We start from the raw sequence: 25051 nt of genomic DNA on the forward strand, positions 1-25051 counted from the left end.
ACCTCTCCCCTACAAGGGGAGAGACTTCAAACTCTGATTTTTACATTGCTCCTCCCTCTCCTTGCAGGAGAGGGAGGTTGGGTGGGAGAGGTCTATCAAACTCACGTTCATTACGATCGCCCTTTTGCACACTGCCCGAATCGCGATCGCCCGATTTCTAAGTTTCCGAACTATCGCTCAAGCAAAACGTGCCCTTTCTAACCAACCCCATAAGTTTGAACAATACCAAGTTCTGTTTGTTACTGAAAGTTAAGCCCAGTTGTTAAAGTAACTACGGCAAATACCACTAGCTGTGCTTTACTGAGTAATAATGTAAACGCTGTAAAAAGCTGGAGGCGTGATGTTTGGGATAAGTCGCTGGGGCTGCTTGTTAGGAGTTGCGATCGCACTTGGAAATACTTTCAATGCACATTCCGCTGTTGCTCAAATCACACCGGATGTGACTTTACCTAATAATTCTATTGTCACTCCCTCTGGTAACATAAACATCATTACTGGCGGAACACAAGCAGGAAACAACCTTTTCCACAGTTTCCAACAATTCTCTATTCCTACTGGTAGCGGAGCTTTTTTCAATAATGCTGTTAGCATTCAAAACATCATTAACCGAGTAACAGGTGGGTCGATATCTAACATTGATGGTTTCATCCGCGCTAACGGTGCAGCTAACGTGTTTCTGCTTAATCCAAATGGGATTATCTTTGGTCCAAATGCCAGTTTGAATGTTGGCGGTTCATTTGTAGCAACAACGGCAAATGCGATCCAATTTGGCAATATCGGCTTTTTCAGCGCTGATAATCCGAATGCACCCACTCCATTGCTGACAATAAACCCTTCAGCGTTGCTGTTCAATCAACTATCGCCTGCTGCCATTATCAACCGTTCTCAAGCCGCCGCAGGAATAAATCCAGCAGGCGTTGAAGTCACGGGTTTGAGAGTGCCAGATGGCAAGAGTTTGCTGCTGGGGGGTGGAAACATCAACATTGAAGGTGGCGCACTCAGGGCTTATGGAGGTCGCATTGATTTGGCAGGATTGGCGGCACCCGGAGTCGTGGGACTAAATGTTGCGGAAAATACTTTGAGCTTCAGTGTTCCTAACGGTTTCCCTCGCGCCGATATATCCTTAAGTAATGCAGCTGAGATTAATGTCCGTGGTGCAGATGGCGGGAATATCGCCATCAATGCTCAAAACTTGAGTTTGGCAGGAGAAAGTAAATTACGGGCGGGGATAGACACGGGATTGGGTACGCTTCAAAGCAAGGCGGGAGATATTGATATTAATGCAACAGGAGCAACGACCTTAACTGATGGCAGCTTTATTGCCAATGTTCCCCAACCAACATCTGTAGGTAAAGGTGGCAACGTCAATATTACTACTGGGTCACTTGGGCTTATCAATGGTAGTACCCTAAATACTAGCAACTATGGGCAAGGGGATGGCGGCAACATAAATCTTAATGTTCGCGATGCCCTGACTTTGGCTGGAGTGGATCAAAACGGATTCGGCAGCACCATCGAGAGCAGTGTGCGATCGCAAGCCGTAGGTAAGGGAGGTAGTCTCAATATACAGGCTGGGTCAGTTTCCTTAGCCGATGGCGCTTATGTGGATGTCAGCACCTATGGACAAGGGAATGCAGGTAGTATATTTATTCAAGCTTCTGATTCTGTTTTCCTTAACAATAGCGGCATTTATAGCGATGTAGATACAGGGGCACAAGGCAATGGCGGTACTATCAACATCAACGCTGGTTCCCTGACAGTACAAAACGGAGCTGAACTGTCTAGCACGGTTTCGGGAAAAGGGAATGGAGGCAACATTATTCTTAATGCCCGCGATCGCATTTCTTTTGACGGCAAGGGAGAGCAAATATTTAGCCGTGCAATTACTAGTGTACGACAAGGGGGCGAGGGCAAAGCCGGAGACATCCAGGTAACAACGGGCACTCTATCATTGAACAATGGAGCATTTTTCAGTAGCAGCACCTTAGGAAAAGGCGACGCTGGAAATATCACGATTGATGCGAGCGATCGCATTAGCTTTGACGGTAATAGTTATGCCTCAAGCACTGTGAGTACACAAGCTGTCGGTAAGGGAGGAGATATCCGGGTGACAACTGGCTCACTCTCATTAACTAATGGCGCTCAACTGAATACCAGCGTTTTAGGGGAAGGTAACGCAGGCAATATCACTGTTGATGCCCGCGATACAGTTACCTTTGAAGGCATAGTGGGCGATGCAATTAGTGGTATTCAAAGCAGTTTGCTAAGTGGTGCCGGTAAGGGAGGAGACATCCGGGTGACAACAGGTTCCCTTTCTGTTACCAATGGCGCAGCACTATCTACCAGCACAAATGGGCGGGGAAATGCAGGTAATATCACCATTAATGCCCGTGACACTGTGACTTTTGACGGCGTAGGAAACGATACACTTCTTGGCAGCAGTGCAAACAGTACGCTGGGAAGTAATGGTGTAGGTAATGGTGGAGATATCCGCGTGAATGCTAGGGCGCTGTTCTTAAAAAATGGTGGTCAACTCAATGCTAATAGCTTCGGGCAAGGTAATGCAGGCAGCATTACCATTGATACCCGCGATACAGTTGCCTTTGACGGCGTAGGTAGTAATGGACTTCAAAGCGGTGCAAATACTTTAGGTTCTCAAGGTAATGGCGGAGATATCTTAGTGACCACCGGAACCCTGTCATTGACTAATGGTGCTCAGTTGGTTACCTCTGCGCGGGGGAATGCAGGCAATATTACTATTAATGCCCGTGATGCCGTTAACTTTGATGGCGTAGGCAGCAACGAAAGCTCCAGTGGTGCTGTTAGCCTATCGTTACCTGGAGGAGTAGCTGGTAAGGGGGGAGACATCCAGGTGACAACTGGTTCCCTTTCTGTTACCAATGGCGCTCAACTCAATTCCAGCACCGGTGGGCGGGGCAATGGCGGCAATATCACCATCGATGCCCGCAATACTGTTAAGTTTGATGGCACTGGCAGCAATCTAAATCCCACTGGTGCTTACAGCACAGTAGAATCTGGTGGCGTAGGCAATGCAGGCGATATCCAAGTCACAACTGGATCGCTATCTTTAACCAATGGCGCTCAACTCGCTGCTAGCACCTTGGATCAGGGGAACGCAGGCAATATCAATATTAACGCCCGCGATACCATTACCTTCAACGGTACAGGCAGCAATGGTCGCTCTAGTGGTGTCTTCAGCACAGTAGAATCGCTAGGCGTGGGCAAGGGTGGTAATATCAGCTTGGCAACCAACTCACTTTCGATAATTAATAATGCCAACCTCTCTGCCGTGACTTTGGGCAAGGGAGATGCAGGTAACATCTTTGTCCAAGCATCTGACTTAATTTCGTTATCAAACTCTAGTTATATTACCAGCAGCGTGCTACCAGGCGGCGTAGGCAACAGTGGTAATATCGATATCAACACCCGTACCCTCACACTAACCGATGGTTCTCAAATTGCTGCTGCAGTTTCCCGAGAATTTGGCAATCTTCCTGGTGGCAGAGGTAGAGGGGGAGAAATTCGCATAAATGCCTCCGATTCTGTGACCCTTTCAGGTATTAGTTCTACAGGCTTTTCGAGCGGATTGGTAGCTTTGACGGAAAGAGGTGCATCGGGTGATGCGGGTAGTATCAATGTCAGTACAGATAACTTCCGCGTTGCAGATGGTGCTCTTGTGGTGGCGGCTACCTTCAATGAAGGTAACGCAGGTGACATCACTATTAACGCCAATAACTTTGAAGCAGTTAACGGTGGGCAAGTCCTAACAAGTACTCTTAGTAGTGGTAAAGCTGGAACCATCAAACTAAATATTAGAGATAGTATCACTCTCGCTGGAAGTGACCCGAACTTCATAGCTAGACTGGCTTTGATTGAACAACAACAGAAATCTTCTGGTTCAACCGATAGGGTAAGTGATCTCGTACTTTTCGATGGTCAAGGTACCAGTGGGCTATTTGCAAGCACCACTACTGGTTCCACTGGACAAGGCGGTAGCATCTTGATAAACTCTCCCCGTCGAGTCACCATGAGAGATGGGGCAAAAATATCAGTCAATAGCGATGGTACAGGTAATGCAGGCAATATTACGCTAAGAGCAGGTAATCTAACTCTTGACAATAAAGCCTCGATTTCTGCTCAAACTACTAGCAGCCAAGGCGGTAATATTAATTTAAATTTGGGAGAAGTCTTATTGCTGCGTCGTGGTAGCCAAATCTCCGCCACCGCAGGCACTACTGGTGCTGGCGGCGATGGTGGTAATATCACCATTGATGCCCCCCGTGGCTTTATCGTTGCTGTCCCAAATGAAAATAGCGACATCACCGCCAATGCGTTTAGCGGTCAGGGAGGAAACGTTACAATTCGGGCTGCTGGTATTTTTAATATCGCACCACTATCTCGACAAGAGCTTGAGCGATTACGTCCTGAGGATTTAGACCCGAATAACTTATTAACAAATGATATTACAGCGGTTTCGCGGCAAAATCCTACTCTGGGCGGTCAAGTTACTCTGAACACACCCGATGCTGACCAAAGCTTGGGACTAGTGGAACTGCCGGCAGTAGTAGTCGATACCTCAAACATAATAGACACTAGCTGTGCTGCCTTTGCGAACGGAAAGACTAGTCAATTCACCGTTACCGGACGCGGGGGTTTGCCTCCTAGCCCTTACGAACCCCTCAGTACTGATGTGGTATGGTTAGATACTCGCCTGTCACTGATCGCATCGCAACAGCAACGTTCAGAGAAACCTGCTGGCTTACCACCATCTAAAGCTGAAACCGTGAAGATTGTACCCGCGACTGGTTGGGTGTTCGACGGCAAAGGGCACGTTACGCTGATCTCTCATACCTCAGGTAATACTAGTTTGGGGTCTACTCCTGCTGGGTGTCCCAAACAGTAATATCATGCCCGAATGAACACTTATAGTATTTGTGCCATGGGCGACACCACCCGTCCTAAATTCAGGGCGGGCGCTTCATATCAAGTCCGGGTGAATACTTGTCATTCCCTTAGGAACCCCATCCCCCTAAAGCTACGCTTCATATCATGTCCGGTTGAATAATTATCATTAAATGTCGCGCAAAGACGAGCCAGCGCTGCAGGAGGGTTTCCCGACAGCAGGCGACTGGCGTCGCTAAGGCGCAAAGAAAGACGCAAAATTTTTTGATAACTAATTAGCCGGACATGATATTACGTCCCCTCCCCGCAAGCGGGGAGGGGATTAAGGGGTGGGGTAAATCAACGTGGGATAAACCTTTGAACGTGATTGTTGAACCAATGGCTGTCCGGTTCACCCCACAAGAACTGTATTCAATACAAATAAGAACCGCGATAAATATCTAAAACTCGGCACTTTCCGGCGTCCGGGGAAACGGAATCACATCTCTAATATTCCCCATCCCCGTCATAAACTGCACGAGTCGTTCAAAACCCAAACCAAAACCAGCGTGGGGGACAGTCCCAAAGCGGCGCAAATCGAGATACCACCACAAATCTTCTGGTTTCATCCCTTGCGCGAGTATGCGACGTTCAAGAACATCTAAACGTTCTTCTCTTTGAGAACCGCCGATAATTTCGCCAATTTTGGGTGCGAGAATATCCATAGCAGAAACGGTTTTTTCATCGTCATCTAAGCGCATATAAAAGGCTTTGATTTGCGCTGGATAATTGGTGACGATGACCGGCTTTTTGAAAAGTTGTTCGCAAAGATAGCGTTCGTGTTCTGATTGTAAATCCAAGCCCCAACTTAGCGGGTATTCAAACTTAACATCAGCTTTTTCTAAAAGTTTGATGGCTTCCGTATAAGTTATGCGCTCAAATTCATTGTTAATAATATTATCTGCCGTTGCTAACACGGTATTATCAATGCGCTGATTGAAAAATTCCATGTCTTCTGGGCAAGTTTCCACTACATATTTGAAAATATATTTGAGAAACGCCTCGGCTAAATCCATATCTTCCTTGAGTTGACAGAAAGCCATCTCCGGTTCTACCATCCAAAATTCTGCTAAGTGGCGGGAGGTGTTGGAGTTTTCTGCACGGAAGGTAGGACCAAAAGTGTAGACGTTGGTAAACGCCATCGCCATAACTTCGGCTTCTAGCTGACCGCTGACTGTTAAATATGTTGGTTTGCCAAAAAAGTCTTTGCTATAATCTATTGCCTTGGTTTCTGTGCGAGGAACATCTTTGAGATCCAAACTCGTCACGCTGAACAATTCACCCGCACCTTCGCAGTCGTTAGCAGTGATGATGGGAGTGTGTACCCACAAAAAGCCGCGTTCTTGAAAGAATTGATGAATGGCTGTAGCGCACGCATTTCTAACTCGGAACACTGCACCTAAGGAATTGGTACGCGATCGCAAATGTCCAATGGTTCGCAGAAACTCAAAGGAATGACGTTTCTTTTGCAGGGGATATGTTTCGGGATCAGCTTCTCCGTAAACTTTCACCTTCTCTGCTTTCAACTCGATCCGCTGTCCTTTACCTTGAGATGCTACCAATACTCCAGCCACTTCCACAGAAGCACCTGTATTGAGCTTTTTCAAAATATCATCATATTCTGGCAAATCCTGATTAATTACCACTTGCAAACTAGCCAAGGATGAGCCATCATTTACTTCTATAAAAGAAAAACCTTTTAATTCGCGTTTGGTACGAACCCACCCTTGAACTATCAGCCACTCATCAGGTTGACCACTTCGCAATATTTCTGCAATCCGTCGATTTACCATATTATCCAACAACAGACTTTAATAACCAGCCTATGATAACGCCCAAACCGCCAAAGCGGACGGCTTGCCAAAAAGGTTCTTTAAGGCTACCCCAGGAAAACAACTGACTTTCTAAGTTCAGTTCTAGCACTTCCAACTGCTGTTTAATTTGCTTTAACTGAGCTTTATCCTCTGGCAATTTACTATGACGCACTTGTTTGAAGCGTTGTTGCAATTCTCTTTGACGGAATCTGTCTGCTTGCACTTGATTGTAGCGTTCTTTTAAAGCAACAAGCAGTTGCTCCAGTTCCAATAGTTCTTGTTCAAATTCTTCGTGTTGATTTTCCTCACCCAATGGCATCTTAGACGGTAGCTTAGGCGGTTTTATGCACAAGTAGTAAACTTAGAATCAAATGCGATTTTCCCTATCAGTCACAGAATCAGCACTCAGGACTTCACATCATGTCTCAATCAACCCAGCTACCTAACACGAGTCAACTGAATCAATTTAGTACCTTGGAACTAGCCCAAGCTCTTATGGAGAGACTGAGCATTTCACCTGACGATTGGCATCGTCTCAAGTCTAACCGCAAAGTTCGCGCAAGTGAGCAAGCTGCTGCTGCTCTTGTGTATCTCGTGAAAGATGAACCACAAGAAGCTTTACTCAGACTCGAGCAAGCAAGCGGTTGGTTGGATCGTTCTATTTCTGCTCCACCCTGTCCAAGTCACGGCGAGCAAAAGAAGTAGGATGAGGGAGACGAGGAGGATGAGGAGGATGAGGGAGACGAGGAGGATGAGGGGGATGAGGAGGATAAAAGAGTAATTTCTTCTCCTACTTCCCCTGCTCCCTTATCTCCCTTATCTCCACGCCAGTCGCCTCAAGTCGGGAAACCCGCCCACGGCGCTGGCTCCTCATCTCCCTTATCCTTCTTCACCGTAAGAGAGCTAGTTTAGGTCGGTTCTCGAGGTGTTTACAAAGCCTCAACTCTGTGCCTTTCCTGTTCCACTGCACCTGATCGAAAATTTGATGCAGAATACACATACCACGACCGTTCTCTGACTCATCAGGAGGTAAGTATTCTGTTGGATCGATATCTGGATCGACATCGACATCGCAAGTAGAGGAGGGTGTAAAACCGTGACCTTGGTCGGATATCACCCACCAATACTGTTTATCAATTAAGGAAAAACGAACGACTACTGTTTTACTTGGATCTAGATTATTGCCATGTTTAGCTGCGTTTACTAAGGCTTCTTGAAGTCCTAGTCGCAGTTCTGCTTGTAATTTGACCGGAATCTCTGCCAAAAGCAAATCTAGTATTGGACAGAGGTACAAAGTTGAGGCAAAACTAATTGTGCCCCAATTACGCCCTGTAGGACGAAGTGAAATAGTAATCACAAGTGGAACCCCGTAGCTTTCAGAGTTAGCTAGACATCAGTTTGCTGTCACAGGCACCCTGATAGAATTTGAGGTGGTTATGTTGCCTTCAAACTTTCGTCTTTTAAACTAAATTTTGAAAATGCTAGGGAGCATTAACTCTCTTTAATGACATAGAGTCACTCACATAAAAAACGGCTTATATGCAACTGCTCAAACAGTAAGCAACTGATATGATTTCTAATGAAAAGAGTATTAACATACTCTTTTATCTGCCGATTCATAACTTAAACAACTCGATTCATATTTTTGGGAGAGTTTTTGCAACTTCAATATCTTCACACAAAAGGAATCATATGTTTATCTTAATTCAATTCTAACATTTTTAGTATGCATTGGACTACAAATTTTTGATTTAAGTTTTTGTCGAGTTAGTGCCTTTGTCCAAATCTGATAGCACAAGAAATGCCGCAGCTTCCACATGAGCAGTTTGCCCAAAGAAATCAGCTGGTTGTACCCGTGTGAGAGTATATACTCCGTTTTCACAAAGTAATTTTAGGTCACGGGCAAGGGTGGCAACTTTACAACTGACATAAACAATACGTGGTGGTTTTGATTTCAGTAGAGTTTCAATCACAGCGCGATCGCATCCCTTACGCGGGGGATCAAGCAAAACAATGTCTGGTGAAATCTCCATCTGGGGAAGTAATTTTTCTACTGCGCCAGTGTGAAAAATTACATGAGGAATATCGTTGTGCTTAGCATTTAAAATTGCTTGTTCCACTGCCTCTGGTTGCAATTCTAACCCCATTGCTTGCCTAACTTGTTTTGCAAGTGGCAATGTTAACGTCCCAATACCGCAATAAGTATCAAGTAGCACCTCAGAACCTTGTAAATTCAGTTCCGACTGAATCACCTGCAATAATGCCTCTGCCGTCTCCGTATGTACCTGGAAAAAGGTATCCGCTCGTACCTGGAACTCCAGTCCAGCAAATTTTTCTCGCAGGTAGGGACGCCCAGCAATACAACGAGTTTCGGTGCCAAAAATGGCATTAGTACGGTCTGGGTTACGGTTTAAACAAACCCCCACCAATTGGGGATAGCGCTTTAACCACTCCTCGGCTTGGTCTTGAATTGACGGTAAATTCCAGTCCTTGACCACCAAAGTCAGCAATATTTCCCCTGTGCGGCGACCAATGCGTAAACTCAGATGGCGTACAACACCTGTGTGGCGTTGTTCGTTGTAAATCTGCCAACCCCGCTTTTGAATGTCGTGTTTGACTTCCAACAGCAGAGGATTTAATCTTTGGTCTTGCACAGGGCATTGATTCAAGTTAATCAATTGGTGGCTACCTTTTTGGTAGTAACCTGCTTGAACCTGTCCGTTGTAAGATGATCCCAGAGGATAAGTGGCTTTGTTACGATAGCCCAAACACTCGGGAGTCGAAAGCACTCGATCTACAGCTGGTTGTACGAAACCGCCAATGCGTTCCAAAGCTTGAATAACTTGATTTTGCTTGGCAGCTAACTGGTACTCATAATCAATATGCTGCCATTGACAACCACCACATTTATCAGCCACGATGCAGCTTGGTCGGACACGGTGGGGAGAGGGTTGCAACAGTTCTTTGAGTTTGCCGTGGGCGTAGTTAGGTTTAACGTGTACCAGACGGACAACAGCGCGATCGCCTGGTACAGTATCTGGTATAAATACCACCCTATCCTGCCAACGCCCTACACCCTCACCCGCATCGTTCAAATCCGAAATCTCAACTTCAATTAACTCACCCTGTTTCCAGATTTTTTCAGTCATCGGTCATTAGTCATTAGTCATTAGTCATTAGTCATTAGTTCTCCCTCATCCCCCTCATCCCCCTCATCCCCCTCATCCCCCTCATCCCCCTCTTAACTCCCTCTTCACTTGTGTACTCAAGACTCGTTAAACTAGCAAATAATAATTAATTCATGTCATTGCAATAATCATGACTGTAGTAAGCCAAGTTATTCTCCAAGCCGACGACCAACTGCGTTATCCCAGCAGTGGCGAACTCAACAATATCAAAGACTATTTGCAGACCGGCGCGCAACGGATACGAATTGTCACAACCCTAGCTGAAAACGAAAAAAAGATAGTTCAAGAAGCTACTAAACAGCTTTGGCAGAAGCGTCCCGACTTTATCGCGCCAGGGGGCAATGCATACGGTGAACGTCAGCGTGCTTTATGCATCCGTGACTTTGGCTGGTACTTGCGCCTAATTACTTACGGTGTACTTGCTGGTGACAAAGAACCAATTGAAAAAATTGGTTTAATTGGCGTGCGGGAAATGTACAACTCGCTTGGCGTTCCCGTACCTGGAATGGTAGAAGCCATCAACTCTCTGAAAAAAGCCTCCCTTAACTTACTGAATGCAGAAGACGCCGCCGAAGCAGGACCCTACTTTGATTACATCATTCAAGCGATGTCGTAATACAAGGTGAGTTTTGTTTTCCTTCTGCTTGCAGGCTTCTAAACAAAGTGCAAGCAACTAGGACTCAACACCAATAATACTTATATACTGATCATATCTTCCCCACACTAGATAGTGGCTCCGGCAGAATCTCTGTCAAGTTACTAACAGGTTGTGGGGAAATTTTATTGGATACTCAACATTCAAGAGTCATTAGTCAAAGACTTTTAACTTTCTCTCCACCTCCCGTTCCGCCACGTGCTGTGACTCGCTCCCCATATATAAAAAGCCAACAGTCTTCAAGAGAAGGCTGTCGGCATTTAGTGTGTTCCCTATTAATGACTCGGCTAGAGTTCAGTTGTTTGTATTCTGCCAATTTAGCCATATGAGGAATACGATCTTAATCATCGCTATCAGTGATGTTCATCACAAAATTATTTCTGCCAAACTGTATTCACACATCAACACGCGGAACTTGGTATCTCTAGAATTTAGACAAGCTTTATCATATTCTCAAAAAAAAATATAAAATTAATTACAAAATCAGCTTTTATGTAAACATCAACGCAGATGATGCAAAATGCGTCAGTTCATCTATCTTATGGTAGAGATACTTGTTCTTGATGCTTTCTTGGGTTGTGCTACTCAACCCCAAAACCAAGTTTTAGATAGTAATACAGCAGAATTCAGGAGGTGAAGATTCGACACGTGTAGAACTTTCGGACGAAAGTTCTACATAAACGTGTTGATAATGGTTTTGGTCTTATCTGAACCGTGTTATGCTAGATCTGGCTTTTGAGTTGAAAAGGTGTACCTCAAGAAAAATGCAATCTGCTCTAGTATGATAACTCTTGAAAAAGAAAAAAAATCAGCCATGAGCCATGACACAATCGAATATGAAGACGGGTTTTCAGTGAGAGCAGATTTGTTGAATGCAAAATCTAGAAACTATTTCATGGCTCATGCAGGAGTGTTGGTTTGAGGAAGATAGGTGCAAAAGCATTCATCATGCACCAATCAAATTTTTGAAACTAAAAATGAATCAGGAAACAGTAAAAACTCTCATTGATCGATAAATGCTGTAATTATTTTTTAGAAAAGTCAAAATAGCAGTTGAAAAAAGAAATTTTTTCATATACATAGCACCGATGAAAATTGCAGACAAAGCTTTAGACAGAATGACTTACCTAGCACTTCTTTTACAATTCCTTTTGTGAAAAGCGCCAACTAAGCCACCAATTCAATCAATAGGCTAACTGTAACGATTGTGTTGATTAGTAGGGACACACTAAAAAAATAAAATTTTGTTAACTAAGGCAAGCATGATAGCCATTGCAGAATTGAAGATTCAAACAACATAGAACTTGTTCAATCACCACTTGAAATAGCCATATTGTAGATAGTGAAATTTATTTTCATCCTTGGCTTAGCACATATTTATTCTACGAAAAAAAATAAATTGTTCAAATAGTGGAAACACTTATTTGTTTGTTGAGAGCTTAAAGTTTAAAGAAAAAATTACGTATTTCTACAGTTGAACCAAAAGGCTTAGGTCCTGGCAAGAAATTCACAGGTGTGGGCGTGCAGTCACCTAGATTTACTTTGTTAATAGCACATCTAGTTTTGCCATTCCCAGATGTGACGAAAAAGATGTCAAAAACTAGTACAGAGCGGCGTAAATAGGGCAACCATTTAAAATCCCTAAAAAGCCCATTCCATAATACTTTTGACTTGTTACCTTCACTTTTGACTTCCGCCTTGCGGTACTAGGGGTGTAAGGGTGTAAGGGTTGGGGGGCTGAACTACCCCATGCCTAAAGGCAGGGGGTTCCAACTTGCTGTGCAAGTTTCGTTTACCCTTACAGGTTCCGTGGGACTCTGCAGCGGGGCTAGTTGAATAACTACAGTCTGAATCTATCTCAGGAGGAAGCTTATAACTTGGTCGTGGGAGTTGTTCAACAGGAAAGATCCAAAGAAGAACTCTTGCATTTTGAAAAAAGCACCTAAGTAAACCGCTAAAATAAGGCTCTGTCCCCTTGGTGCATTATTGCCATGACCGCCATTTCCGATGCTCCTTTTTCTCCTGAAGAAATCGCTGCTGAAGGTTTGAAGCTAGAAGAATATGAAGAAATAGTCAGGCGTTTAGGGCGTCATCCTAACAAAGCTGAACTAGGAATGTTTGGGGTGATGTGGTCAGAACACTGCTGTTACAAGAATTCTCGTCCGTTACTCAAACAATTTCCCACGACAGGATCCCGCATTCTTGTTGGACCTGGTGAAAATGCTGGTGTTGTAGATTTGGGCGATCGCCTGCGCCTAGCATTTAAGATTGAATCACACAACCACCCCTCAGCTGTTGAACCCTTTCAAGGAGCTGCTACAGGAGTAGGAGGTATCTTAAGAGATATCTTTACAATGGGTGCGCGTCCTATTGCCGTATTAAACTCCCTGCGCTTTGGTTCCTTAGAAGATGCGAAAACTCAAAGGCTTTTTAGTGGTGTGGTCGCTGGTATTTCACATTACGGAAATTGTTTGGTTGGTAAAGAAACATTTATCTGGCGCGATCGCACTGGCGTACATTTTGACACCATCGGCAACTTTGTAGAATCAAGGCTGCATTCAAATCTCATAACCTTAGAGTTAGATGATACAGCTGCAGTTGAAACCCTATCCGTAGACCCTGACACTCACGACAGTTGCTGGCAGCGTGTGCGGCGTGTGTTTAAACGACGCACTAAAACCTTAGTAACTATTCGTACATCTCTTGGTCGTAACCTAACTGTCACACCAGATCATCCGATGTTAATTCGGTCAAACGGTGAGTGGGAAATTTGTCCAGCCCAAAGCTTACAGGTTGGTTACGAATTGCCAATACTGGTGTCGTTGCCAGAATCACCAGAAGGTAGTGGAGATTTTTCACCACTCGATTTCATTAGCGCTTTGAACCCTCAAGATGAAAGTGGTAAAAATGTTTATGTGCAGTTGCCCTCAAATTGGCAAGCAACAGATGTCATTCGGACAGCTTTACAATTAATTGAACCTTCTGTTTACAGTCGTCACCACTACCTAAACAATAGTATACTACCCCTTTCACATTTTCTGAGCTTAGAGCCACTGCTTAATGTTGCTCGCCACGAAGTTTGTCTTTTCCGTCGTGGAAAAGCTAATTACATGAAAGCAGCCATCCATGCAGATGAGGTGTTAGCACGCGTACTCGGTTACTATCTTTCAGAAGGATGTGTTTCTCAAAACGGCAATACATATAAAATTATCTTCACGTTTGCTCTGCATGAAACCGAATATGTCAATGACGTTGTGTACGGACTCAAACATCTGGGACTTCGCCCTTGTTTAGAAAAACGGGCTTCTACAATCATTGTTTATGCGACTTCATGGCTATTTGGTTACATTTTAAAAGACGTTTGGCGGTGCGGTACTGGAGCAAGTAATAAAGCTTTCCCAAGTTTTGTTTTCCAATGGTCTGCTAACTTACAGTTGGAAGCACTCAAAGGTTTATTCAGAGGTGATGGTTCCCTGACCACAAAAACTCATGGAAATCATGCAAAAATTACCTATGCGACAACTAGCCGCAAACTGTTTGATCAAACCGTGGCACTCCTCCAAAATCAGGGGGTAATCCCATATATTTATCAGCGATCGCCATCAACAGGACAAATAGAAGGTCGTCAGCATACACGGCTACCATTATGGCAATTAGAAGTTAACAACTTCGTGGGACTAACAGCGTTATCAAACGTTTTTGCCGAGGAACGCACTGTAGAGTTAGCGACAGCTTTGGCACGGTATGAGGGGACGAAAGATTCTTTCCCACGTTTTCGTAAGTCTTCAAATGAGGTAGCTGCTGTCAAAATTAAGAGCATAGAAACCAACACTGTTGAGGAATGCGATGTCTATGATGTTGAGGTAGATAACACTCATCTTTTTGTGACGACTTCTGGCATCGTTACACACAACTGTGTTGGTGTCCCCACTGTAGGCGGTGAAGTTTACTTTGACCCCGCGTACTCTGGCAATCCTTTGGTGAATGTGATGGCATTGGGATTGATGGAAACGCCAGAAATCGTCACATCTGGTGCATCTGGTATAGGCAACCCAGTGCTTTATGTCGGTTCCACCACCGGACGCGATGGTATGGGAGGCGCAAGTTTTGCCAGTGCAGAACTGAGTGATCAGTCAGTAGATGACCGTCCGGCGGTACAGGTCGGCGACCCCTTCTTGGAAAAGTCGTTAATTGAAGCTTGTTTGGAGGCGTTTAAGACAGGTGCAGTGGTCGCCGCACAGGATATGGGTGCAGCTGGCATTACCTGTTCTACTTCAGAAATGGCAGCAAAAGGCGGCGTGGGCATTGAATTCGATTTAGACAAGATTCCTGTACGGGAAGCGGGAATGGTTCCTTATGAATATCTGCTTTCGGAATCTCAAGAACGGATGCTGTTTGTTGCACACAAGGGACGTGAGCAAGAGTTAATTGACATTTTCCACCGTTGGGGGCTGCAAGCTGTGGTTGCAGGAAGCGTCATTTATGAACCTATTGTACGGATTCTATTCCAAGGTGAAATTGCCGCAGAAATTCCGGCAACAGCGTTGGCAGAAAATACGCCGCTGTATCACCGAGAAGTGTTGGCACAACCACCAGAATATGTACGAAAAGCTTGGGAATGGACGCCTGATTCTTTGCCTGAGAGTACATCTGCTGGAATTGAAATTCAAGGACGTTTGCAAAGTTGGAATGACATCCTGTTGACTTTGCTCGATACGCCCACCATTGCATCGAAACGTTGGGTGTATCGTCAGTATGACCATCAAGTCCAGAATAACACTGTTGTGTTACCTGGTGGTGCAGATGCCTCTGTGATTCGCTTGCGTCCTCAGCAAGAGGAGGGAGGGAGTGAGGGAGTGAGGGAGGGAGGGAGTGAGAGAGTAGAGGAGGGGGAGAGAATTCCTAGTCCCCAATCCCTAATCCCCAATCCCCAGCAAGGTGTTGCAGCTACGGTTGATTGCAATCCTCGCTATGTTTATCTTGATCCCTATGAGGGAGCGAAGGCAGTTGTGGCAGAAGCGGCACGTAATCTCAGCTGTGTGGGTGCCGAACCTGTGGCAGTTACTGATAACTTGAATTTTGGCAGCCCAGAAAAACCTGTTGGATACTGGCAATTAGCAGAAGCTTGTCGCGGTTTGGCTGAAGGTTGCCGAGAAATGGCAACGCCAGTGACTGGTGGAAATGTCTCTCTTTACAATGAAACTTTGGATTCTCAAGGCAATCCACAACCAATCTATCCTACCCCTGTTGTAGGTATGGTAGGGTTAATCCCTGATTTAACCAAGATTTGTGGTCAAGCTTGGCAAGCGAATGGTGATTTGATTTATCTGTTGGGCGAACTTTCTGCGCACTCTACGCTGGGGGGTTCGGAATATTTAGCCACTATCCACAACACTGTTGCTGGAAAACCGCCACGAGTTGATTTTGAATTGGAACGCCGTGTACAACAAGTGTGTCGTGAAGGAATTCGCAAAGGTTGGGTACGTTCCGCTCATGATTGTGCTGAGGGCGGAGTCGCGATCGCCCTGGCAGAATGTTGTCTTGCTACAAAGCTGGGAGCAGAAATCAAATTAGAACTACCAGCAAACAATTCCCAACGTTGGGATGAAGTTCTTTTTGGCGAAGGTGGTGCGCGAATTGTAGTCTCTGTTGCAACAGAACAACAAAAAACTTGGGAAACTTATTTAACAGAACAACTCGGTAATCATTGGCAGCAACTTGGCAAGGTTGGGAATTCCGAAATAGGTTTGCGGGTTTTAACAACTGATAATCAAAGTTTAATCAACGTTAGCATTGAGGAAATGAGCGATCGCTACTTAAACGCGATTGAAAGACGTTTGACCATCCATAAGATCACCCCCAGTTGATTGATAAAATCCCCTCATCTGGGATACTAGCGTCCATAGGCATAATTGCGTTACTGTTTTAATGGATGGTTAAGAGCTTTTTAAGAATTTCTACAACTATCCTTTGACATATTTCTAGTGACTTGATACCCTCATCAGGAGCACAGCTAGCATGATTCCCAACCATCCCGACTCTTTGGATAACCATCCCGAATTGCCTAACGACTCAGCCAATGACCTGGAAAATCGTCCAGACAAGCCAGAAGAAGCTTGCGGTGTTTTTGGCGTCTACGTACCAGGAGAAGACGCTGCCAAACTGACATACTTTGGATTGTACGCTCTCCAGCACCGGGGTCAAGAATCGGCTGGTATTGCCACATTTGAGGGTGAACAAGTCAATTTACACAAAGACATGGGGTTGGTGTCCCAAGTCTTTAATGAATCAATTTTACAAACTTTACCTGGTAGTGTAGCTGTTGGTCACACTCGTTATTCAACCACGGGTTCCAGCCGCAAAGTCAATGCCCAGCCTGCTGTTGTCGAAACCCGCTTCGGCTCAGTAGCGTTAGCACATAATGGTAATTTAGTCAATACTGTGCAGTTGCGAGAGGAGTTGCTCAACAACAACTGCAACTTAGTCACAACCACTGACTCAGAAATGATTGCTTTTGCAATAGCCGAAGAAATCAATGCTGGAGCCGATTGGTTAGATGGCTGCATTCGGGCGTTTCACCGTTGCCAAGGAGCCTTTAGCTTAGTGATTGGTACATCAGCGGGTATCATGGGTGTTCGTGACCCCAATGGCATTCGCCCCCTTGTGATTGGTACCTTAGGTGAGAATCCAGTTCGCTATGTTCTCTCCTCCGAAACTTGCGGTTTAGACATTATTGGTGCTGAATACCTGAGGGACGTGGAACCAGGCGAGTTAGTTTGGATTACCGAAGAGGGTTTAGCTTCGTTGCAATGGAGTCAAAAACCCCAACGGAAGATGTGCATTTTTGAGATGATTTACTTTGCCCGTCCTGATAGTGTCATGCATGACGAGAGTTTGTACAGCTATCGGATGCGTATCGGGCGGCGGCTGGCTCAAGAATCTCCTGCTGATGCCGATTTGGTGATTGGTGTTCCTGATTCTGGTATTCCTGCTGCCATTGGCTATTCTCAAGCCTCTGGCATCCCCTACGCTGAAGGACTGATTAAAAATCGCTACGTCGGACGTACTTTTATCCAACCTACACAGAGTATGCGGGAGTCGGGTATCCGCATGAAACTCAACCCCCTTAAAGATGTGTTGTATGGCAAACGAGTAGTCATTGTAGATGACTCGATTGTCCGGGGGACTACTAGCCGCAAGCTAGTCAAAGCGTTGCGTGAAGCAGGTGCGTTGGAAGTGCATATGCGAATTTCCTCTCCCCCAGTCACTCACCCCTGCTTCTATGGTATTGACACTGATAGCCAAGAGCAGCTCATTGCTGCTAACATGTCAGTGGAAGAAATTGCCAAGCAAGTAGAGGTAGATACTCTAGCTTATCTCAGTTGGCAAGGTATGCTAGAGGCGACACGAGAAGACCCTGAAAGCTTCTGTTCTGCTTGCTTCACTGGAGATTACCCCGTTTCCATACCCGAACAAGTGAAGCGTTCTAAATTGAAATTAGAAAAAGCACCAGTGTAGGAATTTGAGATTTTAGATTTTGGCTCAAATAGGCTTTGTTGCTATTGTGCTACAAAGTCTATTTAATTTTGGTTAAGAAAGTCGCTCATTGTTTAGTATAAAGCAGAACATACCACTTACAGCGTTGGTAGTAGAAAGCCCATCGGCTTCTAGCCGTGGGAGCGTCAAAAAACAAGGTTGTTGGGAAGGGCAATTGCGCGTACCTGAACGGAGGACTCTGCACTAAGCGCAGAGGCGCTTGCGGCGATGCTCCCAGAGGGAGCTGCCCAGGATGGCGATCGCTCTGGGTTTTCTAACACTCTCAGTAACTAAATAAATTTTTGTAACAAAATCACCACAAACTGCCAAACATTTCTGTCGTTGACTTTAGCGGTTCAAGGCTAACCACCTGTGGGTAGTCGCGCAACAAAAAGTTGACGTGGGAAAAACATGGCTCGAAGAATAATCCAGTTCAATATTTTAGCTGTCACTGCACTAATTGCTACGTTCTTTCCAGGGGAGCAAGTTCTTGCAGTAGAAACCTACTTTGAAAAACATGGCATATTGGCTGACATTGCATTTCAGTATGCGGCGGTAGGAAAATCTGAGCAGGCTGTCAAGATTTTAAACCAAGTTCTGCCTTTGGCGGAAGCGAATCCCAATGAGTGCTTCAAAGCCAACCCCTTAGTGAAAGTCGCTCTTGGTTATATCCAGGCTGGACAGGAAGCTAAGGGTAAGCAACTTCTAAAACAAGCCATCCACATTGCCCGCACCCAAACGGCAACACGCTGTAGCGGCAGCGGAACTTCTCCGGATGAGTCTTTGCTCAACCGAGCTAAGGAATACGCAGAGGCTGGGTACTATGGCTTTGCTATCGAGCTCATCACAGGAGTAAACAATCCTGTGTTCACTCCTATAACTATGGCAGAAGTTGCGGGGCATTATGCAAAAGCTGGAGAGGATGAGCAGGCAACTACGGTCTTGAAGCAAGCGCTGGCGATTGCCCAACGCAATGACCATGCCCTTTATAGAACTATGACCCTGATTGTAATTGCGGAACATCTTAGTCAAGCTGGACAAAAGAAACAAGTGCCTCAAGTGCTGGAACATGCGCTTAAGAGTGCATCTGCTATCGATGAGGCACAATCGGGCGAAAATGCCTCAATGAAAATCTCTCAGATGCTAAGGATTGTTAAACAATTTGCATTCATCGGACAAGAACGTCGAGCGATCGAGCTTGTAGATCAATCCTTGCCAAAAATACGGACGCTTGCAGACAAGCGCTTTCCCCTTGATAAAATTTCCCAACTGATTGAAACAGCAGCCCAGTATGCAGCATTGGAGCAGAAGAACAAGGCACTCTCGACGCTAGCGGAAGCTCAGAAAGCGGCGCAGGCAATTGTAATTGACAAAGCTCAAAGCAAAAGTGATGCATTAGCTAGCGTCGCTGATGCCTACGCAGAACTAGGAAACTTTGATCAGGCACGGCAAATTGCCCGAGCCATCGAGAATGTGAATGCGAGGAAGCGGGCGTTCCTTGGAATTGCGATCGCTTATGGCAAAGCCGGGTACTCTGACCAAGCGGTTAAACTGGCAACATCGATTGGAAACCGAGACGCCACCTTCAGAGGGATTGCGAGGCACTATCTAAACAGCGGACAGTACGACCAAGCGTTTGAGATCATCCAACAGTGGAATTTTAAGGATATGCTGTCGGAGGTGGCATTCGGTTACCTTGAGACAGGGCAGCCTGAGCGTGCGCTACAAATCACTCTTTCCATCCAACCCCCTCCTGATGCTAGACACAAGGACTGGAGATTCTGTGCTATCGCCCGTGGGTTTGCAAAACAGGGAAAATTTGACCAAGCGCTTCAGCTTGCTCAAACCATTACAGACAAAAGTTACAAAGCTCAAGCCCTAACGGCGATCGCAGAACAATATGTGGCAAGAGAACGAGAGAACAAAGAACCTATTGAAAAAATCCTTTTTGTGCTTACCAATAGCTATAATTCTCTATTCGGCTCCTCAAATAAAGACAAAGCCTCTAAAATTCTAGATCAAGCGCTTCAAGTTGCTCAGTCAATGGCACCAAAAGGTGCGACGCAGTGAATGAGTTCCTACTGCAAGTTATTAGGTAAGAAGGCCATTGCCGAGGCATCACCAAGTAAGAAGGTGGCGTTACCGACTGGAGCAAACGCCGCTGTAGCTGGACAGATAAAGGTCTGTGGATTTTACCATGAGCAAGTGCAGTCTGAAGCCAGGCTGAAAACCTCATACTGTCGTTCCTTGCGGACGTCATGAGTGTGATAAAAATTCTATTTTTGGTAATAACGGGTCAGAAACAATACCCACGCCACTAAAACCCCAGCGTTTAAGCAAACCTGCTATTTGAGAACCAGGAATAGATTCTACGGCAAAACGGTTTGCCACTTCTGCGGCATGAGTGTTGAGGTAGCTGAGGGCATCAAAGTTTTCGCGAAATAATAATAAATAACCCAAAGCTTCGCGCTCAGGAAGAGCCGCGAGATAACGACCGTCAGCTTTTGACCGCACCAAATAATAAACTTCGGAAAACATAGTTATTAATCATGAGTCATGAGTCATTGGTTTGGTACAAATGACAAAGGACGATCAACACGAGTGCGTCGTCCCTTGCATCTAGTTAGTTAATTAAGATTTTCTAAGCGAATGCGAGGATCACTCGCCTTGAGCAACAAGTCTGCTATCAAATTACCAACACTCAGCAGTACGGCGCTGATGACCAAACTTGCCATCACTAAATACAAATCTTGAGCCTGCACCGCTTGTAAAGTCAATCTCCCTAAGCCGGGCCAGTTAAAGAAAAATTCCGCAATAAACGCACCACCCAATAAACCTGCTAACTCGAAACCTAACAAAGTCATCAAGGGGTTGATCGCATTGCGCAAAGCATGAACATAAATAACACGGTTTTCAGGCAACCCTTTAGCACGAGCTGTTTGGATATAATCTTGGCGCAGCACATCTAATAATTCGCCCCGAGTGATGCGCTGTAAGCCAGCAAAGCTGGTGATACTCAAAGCAATGGTGGGTAAAATCATGTGCCAGCCAATATCGAGGATTTTACCAAACCAGTTGAGTTCGGCATGATTGATGCTGGTCATATCACCCACTGGCACGAGGGGCGAGAGGTTTTGAGCCAAAATGAGCAGCAATAAGGCAGTGATGAAACTGGGAAACCCTTGTCCTGCGTAACTAATCACCTGCAAAACGCGGTCAACCCACTGATTTTGTTTGACAGCAGCGACTATGCCCAAGGGGATGGCGATCGCCCACGTTACAATCAGAGAAGACACTGCCAACAACAAAGTTGCGGGTACCCGTTCCCACAACAGCGACGACACCGACCGCTGGTAAACAAAACTGGTGCCAAAGTCCCCCTGAGTGAGAATTCGCCACAGCCAAAGTCCAAATTGCTCAAGCCAAGACTTATCCAGACCAAACTGTCGTCTAAGTTCCTCAATTCTTTCTGGAGAAATCTTTGGGTTTTGCCGTAACGTATCTACATAATCCCCTGGAGCAAGTTGAATAATCACAAACGACAACGCCGACGCCAACAACAAAGTCAACAGCGCCTGCAACAGCCGTTTCATCACATAAATAAAAGTCTCACTCGTGACTAACTTTAAAAGCCAATCACGACCTGCATCCAAGGAAATTCGTGTAGTAGTCATTTGTGCTTTGTCCTTTGTCATTAGTCATTCGTCGTTAGCCAAATGACTAATGACTATTGACTAGTATTCTAAAAGGGTGACGATGGGCACATCTGGTAGATGTTTCCGCCCTTGTAAATCCCGTAGCTCGATGATAAACCCAAAACCCTCAAGTTTGCAGCCAATTTTTTGGACTAGCCTTGCGGTTGCACCTGCGGTTCCACCTGTAGCTATCAAGTCGTCTACAATTAAAACTCGGCTACCTGGATGCAAAGCATCTTGGTGAATTTCCAAACAATCAGTACCGTACTCTAGTGCGTACTCAATTGAGTGAACTGCTGCGGGTAACTTACCAGGTTTACGGACAGGAATAAAACCAGCTCCTAATAGACAAGCAAGCGGTGTGCCAACAATAAAGCCCCGTGACTCTATTCCCACCACGAACTCTGGTCTCAGTCCAGTAGCTTCTATCTTTTGTGCAAACAGGTCAATCGTGTAGCGCAGTCCCTCTGGATCGCGCAGCAGCGTAGTAATATCGCGGAATAAAATTCCCGGTTTAGGAAAATCTGGAATGTCACGAATCAGAGACTTCAAATCCATAAAATAGAAAAAAGTTTTAGTACTGTGCAGTACAAGCTACAACCCTATTCGCCCGATTGCAAGCTCCTGGTTAAACAAGGCGCACCTTCCCGGAAAAATCGTACACTAAAATGTCATACGCTTGGTATTAGCCCTCAATAAACGTTATTCGTTGACGATGAGAGCAAATCTACAAGCTAAGGATGTAATGATACTAACGACTGAGGTTAAGAGAAATGATGCTTTAAAAACTTTGATTCAAGGCAATACGGAAACAATCGTCTTGGAAGAGTAAGTAATGTATATATCAGCGAGGCTTGCCTCGAAATGCCGTCAGTCTCATTTTCTTGACTGGTTGTCTATTTTAAATTAGTTTTACTGAGTTTGTTGCAGCCCTATAAGGTATTTATAATGAATGTCTCTGCTAGTGTCACGCAATTTAACAGTCCAATCCCCAAGTCTTTGCCGATGATTCTGGCCACTTTACCCGAACCGGCGATTGAGGGACAGGTATGTCCCCCTAAAGCCCGGTTGCAAATTGACCTCATTTTACTGGCAATTGAAGCATTAGAGCTTGGTGGCTCTGAAGCGATTTTGTCATTTGCTGAAGAGTTGGATCTTAAAGGAATTGTTAAAGATCGAGTGAATTTATGGCGAATGCGTAGCACTAACCCCATACGACGAGCACACATCCGCCGTCCCCTGTCTATCATGGAAGCAAAAGCCTTAGTGGTTATTGCTTGCTACATGGCGCGGCGGTTAACAGTTGTTATTCGCCAATTGCTAATGATATATCAACAAATGGTTGAAAAACAGATTCCTTTAGAACAGAATTTGCGTCTATCTAACTATCTAGAACGGTTTAGAACTCACTTTAAGAGCCGGATGAATCCCCGGCGTTCTGGTGGTGTATTGGCATTAAATTCTGATGAAAAATTAGATGATCTAGCTATAAGTTTGTTGGGACAATTACTATTCTGTACCGGCACAGCTGGAATGCAGCGGTTCTGGATTAGTCTTTTTGACGGTGAAGTGGAATGAATATTCAACGTAAGTATAGTTTACCTAATTGCACATTACTGTTAGAGGGTTTAAGTGATGCGTCAAGGGCGGCACATTTTCAGGAACTGCGCCCAGAGTTATCCATATTGGTAAATGCAGAATGCTATTTATCTGGCAATAGTAAACCGGTGGTAGGAGGGCGAGAATTTTTTGAAAGTTTGGTAAGGGCAGTGAGTGCGTATGCCCAAGAATTTTTGAGTAGTGTGCCACACCCTCAAGCACACAACTTTGAGTCGGAGTTAGTGCACTTCCAGAAAATCGACAGCAACCGACACAGAGTCATTATACATTCAGATACTGCATCACACTCAGTCGGATCTAACCCCAATAATGGAAAGCAGCCGATACAACTCGATTTGAACACAGTGCAGTTGTTCGATTTGGTAGAAGCAATAGACCAATTTTTTGCAGATAGCCAAACTTTACCAGAGTTAACACTGCAATTACAACCAGTTGCCAGACGTCATGGCGGTGTCAGTCAGGCGTTAGTCAAGCAGGCGGTGCCTGCGAGTGTGGGAGTAACGAGTTTGGCTGCCGCCGCCGTTGCTTTTAGCTTGGTTCCAGTCCCGGAAGTGCGTCCGCCTCAGCCACAGACACAGAACGATGCAAATACAACCACCAATGTCAATAGTCCGGCAACGCCTGCACTCACCCCCACACCGACTCCTAATGAACAAATCGGCGCAAATGCTACATTGACGCCCACACCAACTGCCCCAGCTACGGCAAATTCTATTCTTGCCCCTACGACACCTGCCTCAGTTGCAGCAAATGCCACAACTGCGGCGACTCCCACACCCGGGGTATCGCCTGTTGTTACGGATTTAGAAGCACTTTTAAAGACAGTTCCGGAAATTAATGATGCATCTCAACTGCGTGCATTGAACCGCCAAATCTATAACCAAATTAATCCAAAGTGGGTTGAGCGCTCAGGATTGAAGCAGGATCTGGTCTTTCGCTTGGGTGTGGCTGCGGATGGTGCGATTGTTGGATATAAAGCGGTAGATAAAGGGACGAATGATGCAGTGGAGAAAACTCCCTTACCAAGTCTACTTCAGAATCCGGCAAATCCTGGTTCGGGAACTAATGAAGCGATCGCCCAAAACGCAGCGCCGCAATCGCCTATCGCCCAATTTAAAGTCGTCTTTACGAATACAGGCGTGCTACAGGTTAGCCCTTGGCGAGGATACCCTAAAACACCAGATGTTGTGGGTACAAAAATCACAGACCCCAACGCAGTTAAGGATTTAAACCAGAAGCTTTATAACAGCATCCGCCAAAATTGGAGTACTTCTCCTTCCTTTGCGCGAGATTTGAAATACCGGGTGGCGGTCAACAAAGATGGCGTCATCGCCGATTACGAACCACTTAACCAAGGTGCCGTTGACTATTTTCAAGGAACACCCCTTCCTAAGATGTTCCAAGATGTCTATGGTTCATACCTAGCCCCTCCAAATAACAAAGAAGCTCTTGCACACTACCAAGTGGTATTCAAGCCGAACGGCACGCTGGAGGTTATTCCTTGGCGGGGATATCGTTAGGACAAAAGAATGAACAACAAAAAAGAAGAAGGAAGAACAGAAAACTCTTTGTTGATTCTTC

General features: G+C 45.3%; 15 protein-coding genes. 8 read left to right on the forward strand and 7 right to left on the reverse strand.

The annotated features are described in order from the left end of the window. The first annotated feature begins 340 nt into the window (after positions 1–340). Positions 341–4924: a beta strand repeat-containing protein gene (locus tag ACM0OZ_RS15970; protein ID WP_414583798.1), complete on the forward strand. Its 4584-nt coding sequence runs from the start codon at positions 341–343 to the stop codon at positions 4922–4924. 439 nt (positions 4925–5363) lie between these two features. On the opposite strand, the gene asnS is transcribed toward ACM0OZ_RS15970, so the two are convergent. Both asnS and ACM0OZ_RS15980 read right to left on the reverse strand, forming a co-directional pair. Continuing rightward, entirely contained in the window at positions 5364–6755 is a 1392-nt protein-coding gene (gene asnS / locus ACM0OZ_RS15975; RefSeq protein WP_414583799.1) for an asparagine--tRNA ligase, read from the reverse strand. 1 nt (position 6756) lies between these two features. After that, positions 6757–7122 carry a hypothetical protein gene (locus ACM0OZ_RS15980; protein ID WP_414583830.1) on the reverse strand — a complete coding sequence of 122 codons (366 nt, stop codon included), beginning with the start codon at positions 7120–7122 and terminating at the stop codon, positions 6757–6759. Positions 7123–7196: 74 nt separating this feature from the next. On the opposite strand from ACM0OZ_RS15980, the gene ACM0OZ_RS15985 reads away from it, so the two are divergent. Further along, entirely contained in the window at positions 7197–7481 is a 285-nt protein-coding gene (locus ACM0OZ_RS15985; RefSeq protein ID WP_414583800.1) for a DUF6439 family protein, read from the forward strand. A 184-nt stretch (positions 7482–7665) separates the two neighbouring features. Here ACM0OZ_RS15985 and ACM0OZ_RS15990 read toward each other — a convergent pair whose 3' ends face one another. Both ACM0OZ_RS15990 and rlmD read right to left on the reverse strand, forming a co-directional pair. Beyond that, positions 7666–8133 (reverse strand): ATP-binding protein, encoded by a 468-nt coding sequence (locus ACM0OZ_RS15990; RefSeq protein ID WP_096569982.1) that lies wholly within the window; start codon positions 8131–8133, stop codon positions 7666–7668. Between the two features lie 394 nt (positions 8134–8527). Beyond that, positions 8528–9925 (reverse strand): 23S rRNA (uracil(1939)-C(5))-methyltransferase RlmD, encoded by a 1398-nt coding sequence (gene rlmD, locus ACM0OZ_RS15995; RefSeq protein ID WP_414583801.1) that lies wholly within the window; start codon positions 9923–9925, stop codon positions 8528–8530. Between the two features lie 169 nt (positions 9926–10094). On the opposite strand from rlmD, the gene ACM0OZ_RS16000 reads away from it, so the two are divergent. The 4 genes from ACM0OZ_RS16000 (at position 10095) to ACM0OZ_RS16015 (ending at position 20225) form a co-directional block, all read left to right on the forward strand. Then, positions 10095–10580: an allophycocyanin gene (locus ACM0OZ_RS16000; protein WP_414583802.1), complete on the forward strand. Its 486-nt coding sequence runs from the start codon at positions 10095–10097 to the stop codon at positions 10578–10580. Positions 10581–12610: 2030 nt separating this feature from the next. Next, positions 12611–16486, forward strand: a complete 3876-nt coding sequence (gene purL, locus ACM0OZ_RS16005) for a phosphoribosylformylglycinamidine synthase subunit PurL (RefSeq protein ID WP_414583803.1) — start codon at positions 12611–12613, stop codon at positions 16484–16486. A 151-nt stretch (positions 16487–16637) separates the two neighbouring features. Then, the gene (gene purF, locus ACM0OZ_RS16010) at positions 16638–18137 is read left to right on the forward strand and encodes an amidophosphoribosyltransferase (RefSeq protein ID WP_414583804.1); all 1500 of its coding nucleotides are present in this window, start codon (positions 16638–16640) and stop codon (positions 18135–18137) included. A 429-nt stretch (positions 18138–18566) separates the two neighbouring features. Next, positions 18567–20225: a hypothetical protein gene (locus ACM0OZ_RS16015; RefSeq protein ID WP_414583805.1), complete on the forward strand. Its 1659-nt coding sequence runs from the start codon at positions 18567–18569 to the stop codon at positions 20223–20225. A gap of 186 nt (positions 20226–20411) precedes the next feature. Here the strand turns inward: ACM0OZ_RS16015 and ACM0OZ_RS16020 are convergent, their stop codons facing one another. The 3 genes from ACM0OZ_RS16020 to ACM0OZ_RS16030 all read right to left on the reverse strand — a co-directional run bounded on the left by ACM0OZ_RS16020 (position 20412) and on the right by ACM0OZ_RS16030 (position 22408). Further along, entirely contained in the window at positions 20412–20693 is a 282-nt protein-coding gene (locus tag ACM0OZ_RS16020; protein WP_414583806.1) for a hypothetical protein, read from the reverse strand. Between the two features lie 89 nt (positions 20694–20782). Then, positions 20783–21829: an ABC transporter permease gene (locus ACM0OZ_RS16025; RefSeq protein WP_414583807.1), complete on the reverse strand. Its 1047-nt coding sequence runs from the start codon at positions 21827–21829 to the stop codon at positions 20783–20785. A gap of 60 nt (positions 21830–21889) precedes the next feature. Further along, positions 21890–22408: an adenine phosphoribosyltransferase gene (locus ACM0OZ_RS16030; protein ID WP_414583809.1), complete on the reverse strand. Its 519-nt coding sequence runs from the start codon at positions 22406–22408 to the stop codon at positions 21890–21892. 390 nt (positions 22409–22798) lie between these two features. Between ACM0OZ_RS16030 and ACM0OZ_RS16035 the strand changes: the two genes are divergently transcribed. Next, a complete protein-coding gene (locus tag ACM0OZ_RS16035; RefSeq protein WP_414583810.1) occupies positions 22799–23428 on the forward strand; it encodes a DUF3038 domain-containing protein in 630 nt (209 codons plus the stop codon). Beyond that, the gene (locus ACM0OZ_RS16040) at positions 23425–24990 is read left to right on the forward strand and encodes a DUF4335 domain-containing protein (protein WP_414583811.1); all 1566 of its coding nucleotides are present in this window, start codon (positions 23425–23427) and stop codon (positions 24988–24990) included. Before ACM0OZ_RS16035 ends, ACM0OZ_RS16040 begins: the two co-directional genes overlap by 4 nt. Positions 24991–25051 lie beyond the last annotated feature (61 nt).

Origin of the sequence: Scytonema sp. PCC 10023 (genome assembly GCF_963920835.1) — a bacterium.
Lineage (GTDB): Bacteria > Cyanobacteriota > Cyanobacteriia > Cyanobacteriales > Nostocaceae > Kalymmatonema.

Bases quoted from the DNA above. Each gene is read 5' to 3' on its own strand.
- ACM0OZ_RS16030 (WP_414583809.1), bottom strand. From the start codon at position 22,408: ATGGATTTGAAGTCTCTGATTCGTGACATTCCAGATTTTCCTAAACCG.
- ACM0OZ_RS16035 (WP_414583810.1), top strand. From the start codon at position 22,799: ATGAATGTCTCTGCTAGTGTCACGCAATTTAACAGTCCAATCCCCAAG.
- ACM0OZ_RS15985 (WP_414583800.1), top strand. From the start codon at position 7,197: ATGTCTCAATCAACCCAGCTACCTAACACGAGTCAACTGAATCAATTT.
- purL (WP_414583803.1), top strand. From the start codon at position 12,611: ATGACCGCCATTTCCGATGCTCCTTTTTCTCCTGAAGAAATCGCTGCT.
- ACM0OZ_RS15970 (WP_414583798.1), top strand. From the start codon at position 341: ATGTTTGGGATAAGTCGCTGGGGCTGCTTGTTAGGAGTTGCGATCGCA.
- ACM0OZ_RS16040 (WP_414583811.1), top strand. From the start codon at position 23,425: ATGAATATTCAACGTAAGTATAGTTTACCTAATTGCACATTACTGTTA.
- purF (WP_414583804.1), top strand. From the start codon at position 16,638: ATGATTCCCAACCATCCCGACTCTTTGGATAACCATCCCGAATTGCCT.
- ACM0OZ_RS16025 (WP_414583807.1), bottom strand. From the start codon at position 21,829: ATGACTACTACACGAATTTCCTTGGATGCAGGTCGTGATTGGCTTTTA.
- asnS (WP_414583799.1), bottom strand. From the start codon at position 6,755: ATGGTAAATCGACGGATTGCAGAAATATTGCGAAGTGGTCAACCTGAT.
- ACM0OZ_RS16020 (WP_414583806.1), bottom strand. From the start codon at position 20,693: ATGTTTTCCGAAGTTTATTATTTGGTGCGGTCAAAAGCTGACGGTCGT.
- rlmD (WP_414583801.1), bottom strand. From the start codon at position 9,925: ATGACTGAAAAAATCTGGAAACAGGGTGAGTTAATTGAAGTTGAGATT.
- ACM0OZ_RS16015 (WP_414583805.1), top strand. From the start codon at position 18,567: ATGGCTCGAAGAATAATCCAGTTCAATATTTTAGCTGTCACTGCACTA.
- ACM0OZ_RS16000 (WP_414583802.1), top strand. From the start codon at position 10,095: ATGACTGTAGTAAGCCAAGTTATTCTCCAAGCCGACGACCAACTGCGT.